20 protein-coding genes are annotated in these 13,422 nt (G+C 70.6%); 5 read left to right on the forward strand and 15 right to left on the reverse strand.

From position 1 onward, the window contains the following. Positions 1-2 precede the first annotated feature (2 nt). From ACSLTV_RS06330 to ACSLTV_RS06360, 7 genes are read right to left on the reverse strand one after another with little or no spacing between them, the layout of a single operon-like run. Positions 3-434 carry a minor capsid protein gene (locus ACSLTV_RS06330; protein ID WP_380833323.1) on the reverse strand — a complete coding sequence of 144 codons (432 nt, stop codon included), beginning with the start codon at positions 432-434 and terminating at the stop codon, positions 3-5. Continuing rightward, entirely contained in the window at positions 431-778 is a 348-nt protein-coding gene (locus tag ACSLTV_RS06335) for a hypothetical protein (RefSeq protein WP_380833322.1), read from the reverse strand. Before ACSLTV_RS06335 ends, ACSLTV_RS06330 begins: the two co-directional genes overlap by 4 nt. Next, positions 775-1,095, reverse strand: a complete 321-nt coding sequence (locus ACSLTV_RS06340; RefSeq protein WP_435611777.1) for a hypothetical protein — start codon at positions 1,093-1,095, stop codon at positions 775-777. Before ACSLTV_RS06340 ends, ACSLTV_RS06335 begins: the two co-directional genes overlap by 4 nt. After that, entirely contained in the window at positions 1,089-1,487 is a 399-nt protein-coding gene (locus ACSLTV_RS06345) for a hypothetical protein (protein ID WP_381148980.1), read from the reverse strand. The genes ACSLTV_RS06340 and ACSLTV_RS06345 overlap by 7 nt, the downstream gene beginning before the upstream one ends. A 2-nt stretch (positions 1,488-1,489) precedes the next feature. Next, the gene (locus tag ACSLTV_RS06350; RefSeq protein ID WP_360455566.1) at positions 1,490-1,735 is read right to left on the reverse strand and encodes a hypothetical protein; all 246 of its coding nucleotides are present in this window, start codon (positions 1,733-1,735) and stop codon (positions 1,490-1,492) included. 11 nt (positions 1,736-1,746) lie between these two features. Continuing rightward, complete coding sequence (locus ACSLTV_RS06355) at positions 1,747-2,757, reverse strand: major capsid protein (RefSeq protein WP_435611778.1); 1,011 nt, start codon at positions 2,755-2,757, stop codon at positions 1,747-1,749. A gap of 18 nt (positions 2,758-2,775) precedes the next feature. Further along, entirely contained in the window at positions 2,776-3,474 is a 699-nt protein-coding gene (locus tag ACSLTV_RS06360; protein WP_435611779.1) for a hypothetical protein, read from the reverse strand. Positions 3,475-3,521: 47 nt separating this feature from the next. On the opposite strand from ACSLTV_RS06360, the gene ACSLTV_RS06365 reads away from it, so the two are divergent. Next, a complete protein-coding gene (locus ACSLTV_RS06365; protein WP_435611780.1) occupies positions 3,522-3,968 on the forward strand; it encodes a restriction endonuclease in 447 nt (148 codons plus the stop codon). A gap of 136 nt (positions 3,969-4,104) precedes the next feature. Here ACSLTV_RS06365 and ACSLTV_RS06370 read toward each other — a convergent pair whose 3' ends face one another. Continuing rightward, positions 4,105-6,369, reverse strand: a complete 2,265-nt coding sequence (locus tag ACSLTV_RS06370) for a phage minor capsid protein (RefSeq protein ID WP_435611781.1) — start codon at positions 6,367-6,369, stop codon at positions 4,105-4,107. 221 nt (positions 6,370-6,590) lie between these two features. Between ACSLTV_RS06370 and ACSLTV_RS06375 the strand changes: the two genes are divergently transcribed. Continuing rightward, on the forward strand, positions 6,591-6,986 hold the full coding sequence (locus ACSLTV_RS06375; RefSeq protein WP_435611782.1) for a hypothetical protein: 396 nt from the start codon (positions 6,591-6,593) through the stop codon (positions 6,984-6,986). A 17-nt stretch (positions 6,987-7,003) separates the two neighbouring features. Further along, positions 7,004-7,390, forward strand: a complete 387-nt coding sequence (locus ACSLTV_RS06380) for a hypothetical protein (protein ID WP_435611783.1) — start codon at positions 7,004-7,006, stop codon at positions 7,388-7,390. A 10-nt stretch (positions 7,391-7,400) separates the two neighbouring features. On the opposite strand, the gene ACSLTV_RS06385 is transcribed toward ACSLTV_RS06380, so the two are convergent. From ACSLTV_RS06385 to ACSLTV_RS06395, 3 genes are all read right to left on the reverse strand, one after another. Then, on the reverse strand, positions 7,401-8,882 hold the full coding sequence (locus tag ACSLTV_RS06385) for a phage portal protein (RefSeq protein ID WP_435611784.1): 1,482 nt from the start codon (positions 8,880-8,882) through the stop codon (positions 7,401-7,403). Then, a complete protein-coding gene (locus ACSLTV_RS06390; protein WP_435611785.1) occupies positions 8,869-9,300 on the reverse strand; it encodes an HNH endonuclease signature motif containing protein in 432 nt (143 codons plus the stop codon). Before ACSLTV_RS06390 ends, ACSLTV_RS06385 begins: the two co-directional genes overlap by 14 nt. Before the next feature lie 71 nt (positions 9,301-9,371). Next, complete coding sequence (locus tag ACSLTV_RS06395) at positions 9,372-10,604, reverse strand: PBSX family phage terminase large subunit (protein ID WP_435611821.1); 1,233 nt, start codon at positions 10,602-10,604, stop codon at positions 9,372-9,374. Between the two features lie 113 nt (positions 10,605-10,717). Here ACSLTV_RS06395 and ACSLTV_RS06400 point away from each other — a divergent pair, with 113 nt between their 5' ends. Together ACSLTV_RS06400 and ACSLTV_RS06405 are read left to right on the forward strand one after the other, a co-directional pair. Beyond that, entirely contained in the window at positions 10,718-11,110 is a 393-nt protein-coding gene (locus tag ACSLTV_RS06400) for a hypothetical protein (protein WP_435611786.1), read from the forward strand. Next, positions 11,107-11,700 (forward strand): hypothetical protein, encoded by a 594-nt coding sequence (locus tag ACSLTV_RS06405; RefSeq protein WP_435611787.1) that lies wholly within the window; start codon positions 11,107-11,109, stop codon positions 11,698-11,700. The genes ACSLTV_RS06400 and ACSLTV_RS06405 overlap by 4 nt, the downstream gene beginning before the upstream one ends. Before the next feature lie 199 nt (positions 11,701-11,899). Here the strand turns inward: ACSLTV_RS06405 and ACSLTV_RS06410 are convergent, their stop codons facing one another. Genes ACSLTV_RS06410 through ACSLTV_RS06425 form a run of 4 tightly spaced genes read right to left on the reverse strand, consistent with a single transcriptional unit; the run spans position 11,900 to position 13,420 of the window. Further along, entirely contained in the window at positions 11,900-12,679 is a 780-nt protein-coding gene (locus tag ACSLTV_RS06410; RefSeq protein WP_435611788.1) for a hypothetical protein, read from the reverse strand. Further along, positions 12,676-13,017 (reverse strand): hypothetical protein, encoded by a 342-nt coding sequence (locus tag ACSLTV_RS06415; protein ID WP_435611789.1) that lies wholly within the window; start codon positions 13,015-13,017, stop codon positions 12,676-12,678. Before ACSLTV_RS06415 ends, ACSLTV_RS06410 begins: the two co-directional genes overlap by 4 nt. Continuing rightward, positions 13,014-13,202 carry a hypothetical protein gene (locus ACSLTV_RS06420; RefSeq protein WP_435611790.1) on the reverse strand — a complete coding sequence of 63 codons (189 nt, stop codon included), beginning with the start codon at positions 13,200-13,202 and terminating at the stop codon, positions 13,014-13,016. Before ACSLTV_RS06420 ends, ACSLTV_RS06415 begins: the two co-directional genes overlap by 4 nt. Further along, complete coding sequence (locus tag ACSLTV_RS06425) at positions 13,199-13,420, reverse strand: hypothetical protein (RefSeq protein WP_435611791.1); 222 nt, start codon at positions 13,418-13,420, stop codon at positions 13,199-13,201. Before ACSLTV_RS06425 ends, ACSLTV_RS06420 begins: the two co-directional genes overlap by 4 nt. Positions 13,421-13,422: the final 2 nt, after the last annotated feature.

The following is a 13,422-nucleotide window of genomic DNA, read 5'->3' on the forward strand; positions in this document are numbered from 1 at the left end:
TCCTATTCGAGGTTGGGGTGCGCGCGGTGCGCGCGGGCGTAGTAGTTGGCGGTCCGCTCCCAGCGGCCCGAGGAGTCGGCGCCGATCGGGGCGGCCGAGACGCGATAGACGAGCTGCACGGGGACGGCACCGAACCGGTGCGGTCCGGACGCGTGCAGCAGCTCGTGCACCTGGTCGTCGAGGGCGTCGACCTCGCGCGGGTCGGCGCCCGCGCGGGTGCGCACCTGAATCCCGGTGGTCGTGTCGGTCAGCACCGGGGAGTCGGCGACCGGATATGCGGACAGGCAGATGCACCGGTCGGGAGCGGGGGGAAGCGCGGAAACCGTGATCGCGGTCTCGCCCGCCACGTACGGGCCGTCGGTGCGGTAGGTGCCGAGGCCGGCGTCGTGCAGCAGGCGGGCGAGACCGTCGAGCAGGTCGACGGTGTAGGTCATCGCAGCGCGCGCCGGATCTGCGCGGCGATCAGGGCCTGCACCTCGGCCGAGGTCTCGGGCAGAACGCTTTCGAGGTACTTCGCGGTCCGTCCGGGCGCGTGCCGGGCGTTCAAGTCCTCGTGCACGCGGCGGGCGTACGGCGTGTCATAGCTGACGGCGGCCGTCATGGTTGACTCGTCGACCGAGGTCGCGCCGGAGCGTTCGAGGGTGCCCTCGTTGATCGGCACGCGCTGCCTGCTCGCGGCGAGCACGTGCTCGGCGCCGAGCAGCAGACCCCGGGCCGCGGCCTCGCGGATCGCGCCCGTGGCGGCGTCGCCGTTCCAGCGCAGACGGGTGCGGCTCATTCACACATCACCTCCGTTGACGCAGGCACCGGGAGGCCCGGGGCGGTATGCACTGCCGTACTGATCGCGGTCGTGATCCGGCCGCGCGGCAGCGTCACGCGCGACCCCGGCGGACAGTCCAGATCGGGGGCGGCGATGATCTGCGCGGTACTGGTGACCTCGCGGCCGTCGGGGGCGCGCACCATGCGCACGGCCTCGCCGACGAGTGCGGAGTGCTCGGCGGGCGGCCCGTACGTCGGTCGGTACGCGCCGTCGCCGAGGTAGGGCTCGACGCCGATCCGGTGGCGGAGCAGGGAGGGCGGGACGCGGGTCACCATGCCATCACCCGGCCCGGTTCGAGGCCGGCGCGGCGCAGCGTGCGAGCCGCGCGGGGAGCGAGCTCGACGCCGGACGCGCCCGCGGCCGAGGCGGCGCGACCGGACAGGCTGACGGGTCCGATCGAGACTGAGTCCCACTTGCCCGCGGCGCCCGTGCCGTCGTCGCCGGCGGCGAGCCAATACTCGACCTGCGCGCACGTCGCCGAGCCGAGCGCGGCGGCGATCTCGGGGTCGAGCGGGTCGCCGTCGTCGTCGACTGGGTAGATCGCGGTCAGTAGCGCACTGTCGATGTCCTCGCCGGCCCGCGCGATCAGCCGCTCGGCGTCCGGGGGTGCCGCGGTCCCGAGCCATGCGGCGAGCTGCTCGGGTGTGGTGTACGGCTGTCGGGCCACGATCACCCCCTCTTGGCTCGGGCAGCAGAACGGCCCGCCGACTTGTCGTTCGGCGGGCCGTCCGGTCCGGTGGGCTGCTCGTCGTCCGGCGGATCGTGGTCGAGGGGCTGCACGTCGTATCCGGCCCCCTGGCAGTACCCGATCACTGCCGGGTCACTGGTGGTGGCCGTGCCGTCGACGAACGGCACGCCGCCGGGGCCCTCGCCGGTGAAGTCGTCGACCGGGGCGGTAATGCGCATGGTGGTCATGTCCGGCCCCCTCACGCGCTCTTGATGTTGCGGAACACAGCAGCCGCGCGGGTGGCCTTGAGGACCGGGGCGACCGGACCCATCTCGACCTCGCCGACCTTGACGGCGCCGGACCGGTCGAACTCGGGAAGCCACGTGTTCACGAGCGGCGAGCCGCCCCCGACCGAGGCCCCGTGGAACCCGTCGAGCCCGTAGCGCACGGCGTACAGGTCGCCGAGGCCCGAGACGTTCCCGCCGGCGCCGGCGCCGTCCGGGTCGCGGGTCACGAGCTCGATCACGTCCGTGTTCGAGCCGGCCCTGCTCTTGAGGTCGACGAGCTGAATCCCGTTGTACGCGTTGACCGGGCGCCCGAAAGCGTCCGTGCCCTTGTCGAGCTGGTCGGTCCACGCCGCGATGGTCTTGAACAGAGACAGGGTCTTGCGGTTGCCGTAGATGACATCCGGGGCGTCATCCATGGTGGCGAGCCAGTCGTCGACGTGGCGCTGCGCGGCGAGCGCGCTCGCCTTGTCGTTGATCGCCGTCCAGTCGACGTATCCCTCGGCGACGCCGTTGTTCAGCGGCAGATACTCGGTGCTCGACCCCGTGAGGATCTTCGACAGACCGTCGAACCCGTTCGTCTCGACTGCCTTGTCGCCGTTGATCACGGCATCGGCGAACTTCGCACGGCTCGCCTTGATGAGCTGCTGCATGTTTAGGGTGACGGCGCCCGAGGCCGAGGGGCCGATACGGGCGATCACCCGGTCGATCTGGAAGGACCCGCCGAGCGGCACGAGATCGACGGTGTACCGCTGCGTGCTGACTTCGGCGGGCGTGTACTCGGTGTTCAGCGGGCGGAAGTCGGCCGAGCGCTGCGTGATCAGCCGGCGGTATCCGTAGGTGAGGGTGTCGCCGCCGGTCGGGCTTACGACGTTGTCGAACGTGAGGCGGTCGAGGATGTCACTCGACTTGCGGAACTCGTCGATCACCTGCACGTCGACGTCGTCCTGCGCGTTGTTCCGTGCCTCGGTAAGAGAGGTAGGCAAAGGATTCTCCTAGGTGGTTCAGGCGCCGCTCATCCGGGCGGCGACGGCGTCGTGCAGGGAGGTAGCGCGGCGGTCGCCGACGGGCGGGCCGTTGAACTCGCCGCCCCCGCGCGGTGGTCCGGCCGGCGTGGCGCGGTAGAGCTCGGGGTCGGCCTCGACTGCGGCTGTGATCGCCGCGGTGAGCGCGTCGCCGAACCCCTTGTCGGCGGGGTCGAGCTCGGCGACCGAGGCGAGGAACGAGCGGGAGTTGAGCAGGCGGTCGCCGCGGGCGCCCTGGTCGGCGGCGACGCGGGCGACGGCGAGCTCGACGCGGGCCGAGCGGAGCGCGGACCCGTTCTCGGAGAGCAGCCGGTCGCGCTCGGCGACCGCGGCGGCCAGGGCGGCGGGGTCCTGCTCGGCCTCGCCACCGTTGGGGTTGAGCGCGCGCGTCACGGCGTCCAGTGCGGCGCGCAGCTCGTCGCGCTCGGCCGCGGCCTGCTCGGCGCGCGCGGTCGCGTCGGCGAGCTGCTGCTCGCCGACGGGGTCCGGGGCCGGCGGGGCGGGCGGTGCAGGGTTCGGGTCGCCGACCGGCGGGGCAGGCAGGCCGGCAGGGTCGCCGCCCTCGCCCGAGCCGCCCTTGATGGGCCAGATCGGGCGACCGTCGCGGCGGAAGCCGAGGGCGGCCTCACCCGTGCGCGGGTGGACCGGCAGAGCGGTGTCGGGGATGTGCTCGGGCATGGATACGCCCTCCAAAGTGTCAGCGGGGCAAAGTACGGTCGGGGTTTGTGACTGAGTTGGCTGCGCGTGGGAGTTCAGAAGCCTCATGGCGAGAGTTCGAGTTGCTCGTCGCCGAGGTCGTCCGCCGGAGCGATCCGCTCGCGACCGTCGAGCATGACCAACGGTTGCGAGGGCGCAGCGGGAAGCTGCGCCAGATTGATGTCTTGGCGCGTGGCAAAGTCGCCGGCGAGGAAATCCTGATCGTGGTCGAGTGCAAGGACCACGGGCGCCCCGTCGGGGTCGCCGAGGTCGAGGCGTTCCTCGGCAAGTTGCTGGACGTCGCAGCAGACAAGGGAGTGTTGTTCTCGTCCAGCGGCTACACCGATGGCGCAGTTCGCCGGATGGAGAGCACCACCCATCCGAGAATCAACGCTTACGGATACCTTCGCCCTGCGGCGAGGGAGCGGCACTACGAAGAGATCCTCGACGGCGAGTTTTGGGAACCTACGGCGTAGCCGCGGACCCAAGCGACAGTCAGCCGCGGGTCGTTGTACCGGGGGGCGTCGGTCGGCGGCCGTCCTGCTCGTGCGGCGTCGGCGCCGTCCCGGCGGGCGCGCAGCGCGGCCTCGCGGAATCCCAACGGATCACCCCCTAAAACTTGCGGCGCTGGTTCTCGCGAGCGCTCCGGGCGGTCTCGCCGGCCCCGGTCCGCACGCCGGTTACCTGCTCGGTGAACTCGGCAAGGGTGACCCGGGGGGAGACCTCTTCCCAAAACCTGATCAGTTCCTCGCTCGCGCGGGCGTACGCCACATGTGCCGGGCCCTTGAACAACGTTCGCGGGTCGACGCCGGCGGCTCGCGCCTTCCGGTTGAGCAAATAGCCGTTGCTGTAGTCCTCCGCGGCGAGCCACTGCACGTAGATGTGTTCCTCGTACATCTCGCGTATCTCGTCGCGGCTGTAGGCGTCGCGCGCGGCCCGTGCTTCGAGCTCGCGCTCGAACACCCAACGCTCGGTGGCGGACATGTGCTCTGTGCCATCCGGGCCGCGCTCGATGTCTGCGCCGTGGGGCCCCCAGTCGTCGGGATCGGCCGGCGGCGGGTCGTCGAGGCGGATCGGGTGCATGGCGTCGTCGAGGGCCTCGCGAGCGGCGAGCGTGTCGGCGACCGTCGCGCCCGCCGCGGGCGGCGGCGGGGCGGGCGGGTGCCGGCGGTCGATCTCGGCCGCGATCCGCTCGGCGTCCTCGGGGCGCGCGTAGCGGATGCCCCACACGAGCAGCTCGTCGCCGAGCTCGGCCAGGTCGCCGGCGAGGCGCCCGCCGGGAAACAGCGCGTCGAGCAGGCGGCGACGGTGGATCTCGGCGCCGATCGCCGGCCGGTCCTCGGGCACGTGCCGTGCGCGGGTGGCGAGGGCCTGCTCGGACATGCCGACAAGGTCGCCGCGCACGCCGGGCATGGCGGCGTCGATGTCGCGCCGGTCGGCCTCGGCCATGTCGCGCAGCAGCCCGTCGTCGTCGAGCAGCAGCGCGACGCGAGCGAGCTCGTCGTCGCTGAACTCGGCGAGGCTGTCGACCATGCGCCCGCCGGGGCGGATGCGGTCGAGCAGGGCCTGCTCGTCGCGCCGGTCGGCCTCGGCCCCGATACGGCCGAGGTTGCGCTCGTCGAGCACTCCGGGCCGTATCGCGGCGCCGAGCTGCTCGTCGGTGAGCTCGGGCAGGGTGCGCTCGTCGCCGGCCCGTACCCGCGCGGCCTCGAACGTGTCCGACCCGGGGCCGCTCGGCGTCCCCGGGCGGCCGGCGGTGCCCCCCGTCGGCGGCAGGTTGCCCGCGCCGAGCTGCTCGCGCTCGCGGCGACGGATGAGCTCGGGATGCGCGGCGAGGTGCTCGCGCATCCGGCCCTGCCACTGCCGCACCCGCGCCTCGGCCGCGCGCTTGGCCTCGGGTGTGGTGGCGACGGCGGCGCGGTTCTTCCACTTCCTGATAGCGCGCTCGATCGCACGCTGCCGCTGTGAGGCTTCGTACCCGTTCGGGTCCTCGGAGTGCTCGACCGGGGCCCGGGTGACCCCGGGCAGGTAAGCGCTCGTCGAGTGGCGGCAGTTGGGATGCTGCAACCCCCGCCGACGTGCTTCGTCGAGAGAGCCGGCGACGTGCACCCGCACGGTGCGCCCGTCCTCGATGGCGTGCTTGGCCTCGATCGTCCGGGCGCCGCCCGGTCCGTCGAGGCTGAGCACCTCACCCTCGAACGGCGCGCAGAGGGGGCACTCGTGCGGGGCGTTGGAGACGATGACCAGACCGACGCCGGCGGCGCGCAGCTTGTCGCCGTGCGCCTCGACCGCGGCCCGCCCGACGGCGGTCCGCACGGCCATCTCGGCATAGCTCGTCATCTGCCATGCACGCCCGCCCTTGTCGACGAACGTCCGCAAGCCCCGGTCGGCGAACCGTTCGAGCGCGCGCTGCGTGGCCTGCCGGCGGGTGTCGATGCCGAGGATCGGTGTCGCCGACACTTCGCTGATGATCTGCCGGTAACCGTCCTCGACGCCGCGCAGAATCCCGCGGTGTGTCTCGGTGACGAGTTCGACGGTTTCTGCGGCGAGCCGGTCAACGGCCCGGGTGTTGGGGGTGGTGTCGGCGATCCGCCGGGCGTCGTCATCCGACAGGGCGCCGAGCTCGGCGAGGCCGGCCCGTGCGCCGAGGTCGTACGCCTCGGTCACGGCCGAGAACACCTCAAGGTCGAGGGAGGTACCGAGCGCGTCGACGACGCCCTGCGCTGCGCGGCGTAGCGGCTGGATGTCCCGCAGCTTGGCCACGGCCCACCCGGGGGCGTCGTACCCGTCGGCAAGTTGCCGGGCGACGACGCCGAGCAGTCGCTGCTCGGCGTCCGCGTACAGCGTGGTAATTCGGTGCGATAGATCCTCTGCCATCCATGGCGAAGCGGGCAAGTATTCATCCCCCAGTCGGTGGAGCCTCTGCGTGTCCTGGAAGGCAATCAGGGCTGAAGTGATTTGATGCCTGCGTGGACGGGAGGTGAACTCTGTTGCTTACGCGAAATGATCCTGGGGGGGAATCTATTTGGAGGGCTGCCTTCGACCGTCCATGGTCTTGGGTTGATGTCGCTGTGCTTGCTATCCTCCTGGGTTTTCAGGTGTACGTGGTAGTGAAATCCAAATCTCCAAAGAGGACTCGCGATCTAGCCCAATATGCAGATTCCTTGCGTGGTGCGGCGGGTGGCGGCCTTACTGTTGTGGGGATTCTCCTTCCTGTCTCGGTGTTGGCGGTCCAGTTGAGTGCGGGGAGTGGTGCGTTTGCCCTCCCGGATAACGCCATTGCAGACTTCTTCATGGCTGCATTTTGGCTTTTTCTATCCCTGTTCTCGGGCGTCTATGTGCTTTTCGCTGCCGCAATTCGTGGGCCAAAGGAAGACGTTGCGCGAAGGAAAGACGTCGGGATTCTTTATGGCGCTCAGTTGTTCTTCCTGCTCGTGGCCGGTTATCGGCTACTGTGGGGGGTTTCGGCCGTCACGACATCCATGCTTGTCTAGTGTGAAGGAAGTGGATCGTGGACATTTCTAGTGGTCTTCCCGTCGAAGCGATCAAGGCATTTGAGGGTGTGCTGGGCCATGAAATGGAAGCTCGCTTCGTCCCTCAGGTGCTTGAGGCAGGGGTGCATCTAGGGAACCGGAGGGCGGCCCTTCTGGGTCGGGCGATGTACCCCATTGATGTTGAGTTCGCCCTCTCTGTTATGTGCTGGTGGCCCTTCAAGCCTCCGGTGTCCGACATGTACCTGGAAGCGGCACAGCGATTTCGAAGGGAGGTAATCCGAAATTCCGCTACGCTCGATCATCATGTTCCTGATGAGGCGTTGAGGATGGACTGGGAGGAGCTCTACGAAAAGCAACGTACAGGTGACTGGCGTAAGGTATTTCAGTTGGGCGAGGCGGACTGACGAGGTCCAGCTAGGGCATGGCTCCGGCCTGCATGGGGTCAGGTACCGCGGCGCCTGTCTCGGTCAGGATGCGGTCGACCTCGGCCTGCACTGCGGTTGCGTCCCATTCGGGGTGCAGCATCCGCACGCGCGTTTCGGCCGAGACCGCTTGCGCCTGCTGGAGGAGCGTCAAGGTCTGCGCGAGCGAGGATGCGTCCTCGGTGATCGAGTCGCCGAAGGAGACACGGGGCCGCTCGGGCACGATCCGCGGCGTGAACAATGCCCGGTCGAGGAGCAGCAGCACGTACAGCATGTCGGCGACGGGCGGCGACCAGTACCTGACTTTCTTCCCCCGGGTGATCATGCTCTTTCGCTCGCGCGCCTTGATCTCGGTCGCTGTGAGCGCGGCGCCCTGGTCGCCGAGCCCGAACGTCGCCGCGGAATATCCGGCGCTCATCACGGCTTGCCGGGTGATCGCGGTCGAGGTGCGCTCGTGCTCGTCGACTCGGATCTCGAATTGGTTCAGGGTGATTCCGGCGCCGCCCTGCTCGGTCGGCGGGATGTTGAGAAGGGTCCAGATTTCCCGGTCGTCGTCAAAGCTCGCGCCGCGTCCGGGCCCGTGGTCGCGCAGGTACCCGTCGGGGACGAGCAGCCGTGCGCGGGCGAGCCGCAGGTCGCGAATCCATGACGTCCATGTCGTATCGAGCGCGTCGAACAAGTCGTACAGGGGAGCGCTGTAGTCGCTGCGCCCGAACGGCGAGCCGCGGTGCTTGCGGTGGGGCCGGATGTTGGGGCAGTAGGCGGCAGTCAGCAGGTCGATACCGGTCTCGATCGCGTCGCCGTCCGGGCCGAGCGAGTCGGCGAGGGCGGCGACCTCGGGGTGCTCGGTGAGCGGCACCCGCACGCCGAGGCTCTCGGCCGACCCCTGATAGAGCCCGTGCTCGATCCGGCCCGGGGAGTGCCGTTCGAGGTGGCGCCACACCGTGACCGAGTCTGCGGCGAGCTCGCGCCAGAACGTCACGGCGGCGAGGTGCCCCCAGCGCCATTCGGGCACGGCGGCGTCGGGGTGCACGGTCGTGAGCAGCGGCCGGCCGGCGAGCGAGCGATCCCACGTGACGCGCAGGTACACGCCGCCGAGCGCGGCGGCGACCTCGGCCGCTTCAAGCAGGGTGTTCGCGATGCCGTCGGCCGCGGCGAGCTCGTCGAGCCGGTCTTGCGTAGCGGTGTCCTCGACGGTGAACTCGGGCGGCTCGCTGAACAGCAGATCGGCGCTCGCGGTGGCGATGTCGCCGGGCAAGGGGATGTGCAGCCGGTGATCGGGGGCCCAGGGCTGCTCGGCCCGGTCGCGTCCCCACAAGCGGCGCCGGCCGTCGCGGCGCCGCGGGGCGTCGCGGTAGACGGTGGCGAGCTTGTCGCGGTCGCCGGAGTACCAAGCATCATCGACCCGCACCTCGGCGTAGTGCCGAGCGAGGGCCGGCGGCGGCCACGGCGTGCCGTTGTCAGGCAGGGGCACAGCTCACCCCCCGCCGTCGGTCTCGGGCCCGCCGCGCCGCGCACGGCCGGCAGTGCCGGGTGCCGTTCGGGGCGCGGTAGGTGTTCGCGCGGTTGAACCGGTGCCCGCGGGCGCAGTGCGTCTGACGCGCCCGACGCGCGGCGGGGCTGATCCCTCGCCGGATGTTGGTCCGGGTGGTGACCACTTCGAGGTGATCAGGGTTGACGCAGTGGCGCCGGCGGCACAGGTGGTCGATCACGAGCCCGCGGGGAATCGGCCCCCGCACGAGCTCATAGGCGACACGGTGCGCGTACTGCGGGCGGCCGGCGACCTTGAACTGCCCGTACCCGTTGGGCTTGACGTGAGCCGTCCAGTCCCAGCACCCGAGCGGGCCGGGGGCGACCTTGTCGAGGAACCGGTCGGTCAGGGAAGGGGGCACGCGATCACCCCCTCGGTGTGCTCGGGCCCGGGGCGCGGCGAGGCGCCCCGGGCGGGGTGATGGGGGAGTGATCAGGCGGCGGTCGTCAGCAGTCCGCGCCACTCGTGCACGGTGCTGTGCACCGCGTACCGCAGCGCGTCGAGCGAGTGATCGTCCTGCTTTACGGGGCGGTCCTCGCCGCGGGCCGCGGCGGCGTCGTCCCATACGTACGTGGGGAACTCGGCGAGCAGTCCCTCACACGAGCGGTGCACCAGGAGCGCGCCGGCGTCGAGGGCGTTCGCCACGCTGCGGATGCCGTCGAGCACGCTGTTATTGGCACGGGCGACGTTCGGGTACCCGTCGGCCCATAGCTGCGTGGAGTAGCTCGCCGCGCTCGGGTCGATGAACGTCCACTCGGGCCGCACGCCCTGCTCGGCGATCCACGCGCGGACGGCGCGGCTGTACTGCGCGTCGGTCATCTGCCGGCGGGTGGCTCGGGCGTCGTGTCGCCACTCACTCACCGCGTACAGCCGGCCGTCGGTGCCGAGGCCGAGCAGGATCGCCGAGAACGGGTTGCTCGTGCCGTAGTCCACGCCGACCCAATAGCGATGGATCTCGGGCAGTTCGTCGACGACGTGCCGCTGCTCGTCGTACATGTCGTAGATCGCGCCCTCGGCGACGACCCACTCGCCGAGGATCATCCGGCGCCGCCACAGTCCGGTGTACTCCGCGGACAGTGCCTTGACGTAGGCCGGTGACAGGGCGGGATTGTCGGCGAGTTTGAAGTGCCAGGAAGCGAGGTCGAGCTCGTGCTGCCGGTCGAGGTACTTCGCTTTGAGCCAGTGCCGCGGGCCGTCGGGGTTGGTGGTGCCGATCAGGATCGCGCGGGCGACGCTCAGTCGGGCGAGTAGCTGCGTGAAGAACGCTTCCGGCAGCAGCGTGACCTCGTCGGCGTATGCGACGGATGCGGTCAGTCCTCGCAGCCGGCCCTCGGACCGCGAGTCACTCGCGCCGATCAGGTGGACAACTCGGCCGAGGATCACGGCTGTTGTGGCGCCGCGGGTGTGGTGGACCTCGGCCGCGGTGTCCGAGAACAACTCGGGGTCTTGAAGCGGCTCGATCACGTTCCGCTCGATCGTGGCGAGCGACCGTCCCACGATCAGGATGAGCCCCGAGGCGGGCGCCCGCCGCACGGCGAGCAGGAAGCGCAACAGGCTGGAGATCGTCTTTCCGGAGCGCACCGACCCGTGCCACAAGTTGATACGGGCCGTGGCCTCGCGGATCGAGCGCAGTTGCTTGTCGGAGAGGTGTCCCGCCGAGGGAATCACCTCCCGTCCGGTGCACCGTCCTGCGGGCCGAGCAGGGCGTCGGCGAGGCGGTCGAGCATTCCGCCGGCGCTGCTGGTCTTGGTGCTGCGGGCGAGCTCGGCGACCTTGGCGTGCACTTCGGTGAGCGCGCGGGCGGCGGTGGCGTAGTCGCGGGCGTCGCGGGCAGAGTCGGCGACGCCGACCCGCTCGACCTGCGCGAGGGCGCCGTCGAGGGCGTCGTCGGCGAGCTGCTCGCGGCGGGCGGCGGCGTCCGCCGTGCGCGCCTCGGTCGCGGCGGCGACCCGCGCCCCGCCGGAGAACGCGAGCCCCTCGGCGGCGGCGATCTTAGAGACCGTGGCGGCGCCGCGGCCGAGCTCACGGGCGATCTGGTTACGGGACTTTCCCTCGGCGTGCAGGCGGCGAACTGCCGCTCGGTCGCGGTCACGGATCGGCTCCGGCAGGACGGCTCACCTCCTCGGCAGTACTCACGGGCGCGCAACTTCGCAGGCATACTGATCGGGTGAGCACTTTTTGGGATCTTGTTATCAAGATCGGAACCGGTGCCCTGGCTGGCGCCGCCGCTGCCTACTTCTTGGCGCCGTATGTGAGTCATCGGCAAGAGATCGGTAAGGATCGGGCTGCGGCCCTGCTGGCGTTGCGTGGTGAAGTCGTCAAGTTGCGGGCTCACCTGGCGTTTCAGTGGCATCACTACAAGGCTCAGAAGTCGTACCCGGGTGATTTCCTTCGCCCGCAAGAAAGGGCGCGGATTCTCTGTGACATGGTCACGCACGCATGGAACCTGTCCCCCAAACAAAGGGTGAGAGTCCACCGTCATCTGGTGACCATCTTCGGGGCGTTGGATGTGCGCGCGGCAGAGGAACTATCGATGGTCCCCATGAAGGATGAGCGCTTCCACCCCGTGAACGAAACCGAGGTGTGGCAGGCAGCGCTCTTGGCTGACTACGACGAAGTGGAAGCGCTGGGGCTGGAGATGAGCGGCAGTATGCAAGGCTTCGTTGACAATCAGGCCGACGAGGATCGTTACAACCAACTTCAGTTGGACATCACTGAGTTGCTCCGCACGGTCGGCGGGGTTGATCGCCTCGCCCCGTAGCGGTCCGAGTTTCCGGGCACGCCGAAGGCGCCACCGACTATAGGTCACGGATCGATAACGACGCAACCCTGTAGCGCCAATGCCAGTAGCGGCGCTGGCGTCGGCGAGATCGATCGAATCTGTCAAGAGGGGGCGCCCCGGCGAGGGGGCGCCCCTGCTGGACTTTGGCGGGTCCGCTGACGCCCAACCTGTCCGGGGGCTACGCGGCGCGAGGGATGTCCACGCCGAGCGCGGCGATCAGTTCGGGGAGGTCGTCCCACTCCCACACCCGCGCGCGCTCCCTGCCGTCGAGCGGGACGGGCGCCGAGCAGCCTCGCCCGCCCGCGCACGTGATGCTCGGCGGCCCGTCGGGGGCACTGTGCAGGGTGAGCTCGCAGGCGCACCACGGGCACGGCTCGGGCAGGGGTGTCTCGCGCCGGTCGAGGCCGAGGGCGCGCAGCACCCGGGCCTCGGCGAGCCGTGCCGTGCGCCGCGCTTCGTGCAGCAGGTACAGCGGCAGCACCTCGAACGCCGGGGCAGCGAGGGCGCCGTCGAGCTCGTGCTCGGGGGCGGTGTCCTCATCCTGCACGCGCCCCTCGATCCACACGCACGCCCAATGCAGCCCATGCGCCCGCGATCCGGCCGTGCGCCGACTGTCCGGCGCGCTCGGGTTGGCGCTCTCCCATGTCCGGGGGTCGCCCTGCTCGGTCCGCTGCACGGCGGCGGCGAGGGTGTCGGCAAGGTCGAAGATCAGTCGCTCGACCGCGCGCCCGGTGTCGAGGGCGCCGAGGTTGAGCGGGGCGGGGTGCTCGCGCAGCACGAGCGGCGCCCGGTCCTCGACGAGCAGCTCGTCGTCGCCCTCGCGCATGGTGTGCGCGAGTTGCCTCGGTGGCCAGTGATCCGCCGGGGGCGTCTCGATCGCGAGCAGCAGTGCCGCCCACTGGCCCCGGATGGTGCGCAGGGCGCGCACGGTCTCGTGCACAGCCTGTGTGTAACTCACTGCTCCCCCTTGTCTGCTGCCACGCGCAGGGCCTCGGCCTCGGCGGCGTACTCGTCGCGCTCGGTCTCGATCTCGCGCATGGCCTGCTCGGCGGCGTCGATGCGGCGGTTCAGTCGGAGTGCGGCCGACTGCTGTCCGCCGGCGGACCGTCGGAAGGTGTCGCACTCGGCGATCTCGGCCTCGGCCAGGGCGCGCAGGTGCGCGGCGTCCTCGCGGGTGAGTGCGCCTCGGTCGGCGCGGGCGAGCAGCAGGTGCAGGGCTGTGCGTCGGTCCTCGCGCGCTGCCTCGCGGGCGAGGGTCCGGCCGCGCCGCGATCGTGTCCGGGTGTGGGTGTTCATCGGTTCGTCTCTCCGTTCTCGGCTCGGCGCGTCGTCGAGCAGGCGGTGCAGGTGGTCGAGCAGGGGCTGCGGTCGAGGCGGCGCAGCTCGCGGTCGAGGCGGTCGTCGATCCGGACCGAGTAGGCCAGGGCCGCGCCGAGGGCGAGGGCGAGCACGACGGCGAGGGCGAGCAGAGCAGGGCTCACGGGGCGGTCTCTCCGTTCGTTCGGGCACGGCGCAGCAGCCGGGCGAGGGAGCGCCGAGCGCGTGGGGCCTCCCGCGCGCGAGGCGCGACCGGTCGCGCGGGGTAGCTCGTCGTCATGTGCCATCCCTCGATGGCGAGGCGGTCGGCGAGCGAGGCGACGACGACGGTCGCGAGGTGAGGGTGCACGTCGAGCTCGTCGGTCAGGTGGGCAGCGATCACGG

The organism is Streptomyces sp. bgisy159 (genome assembly GCF_965341775.1).
Lineage (GTDB): Bacteria > Actinomycetota > Actinomycetes > Streptomycetales > Streptomycetaceae > Streptomyces.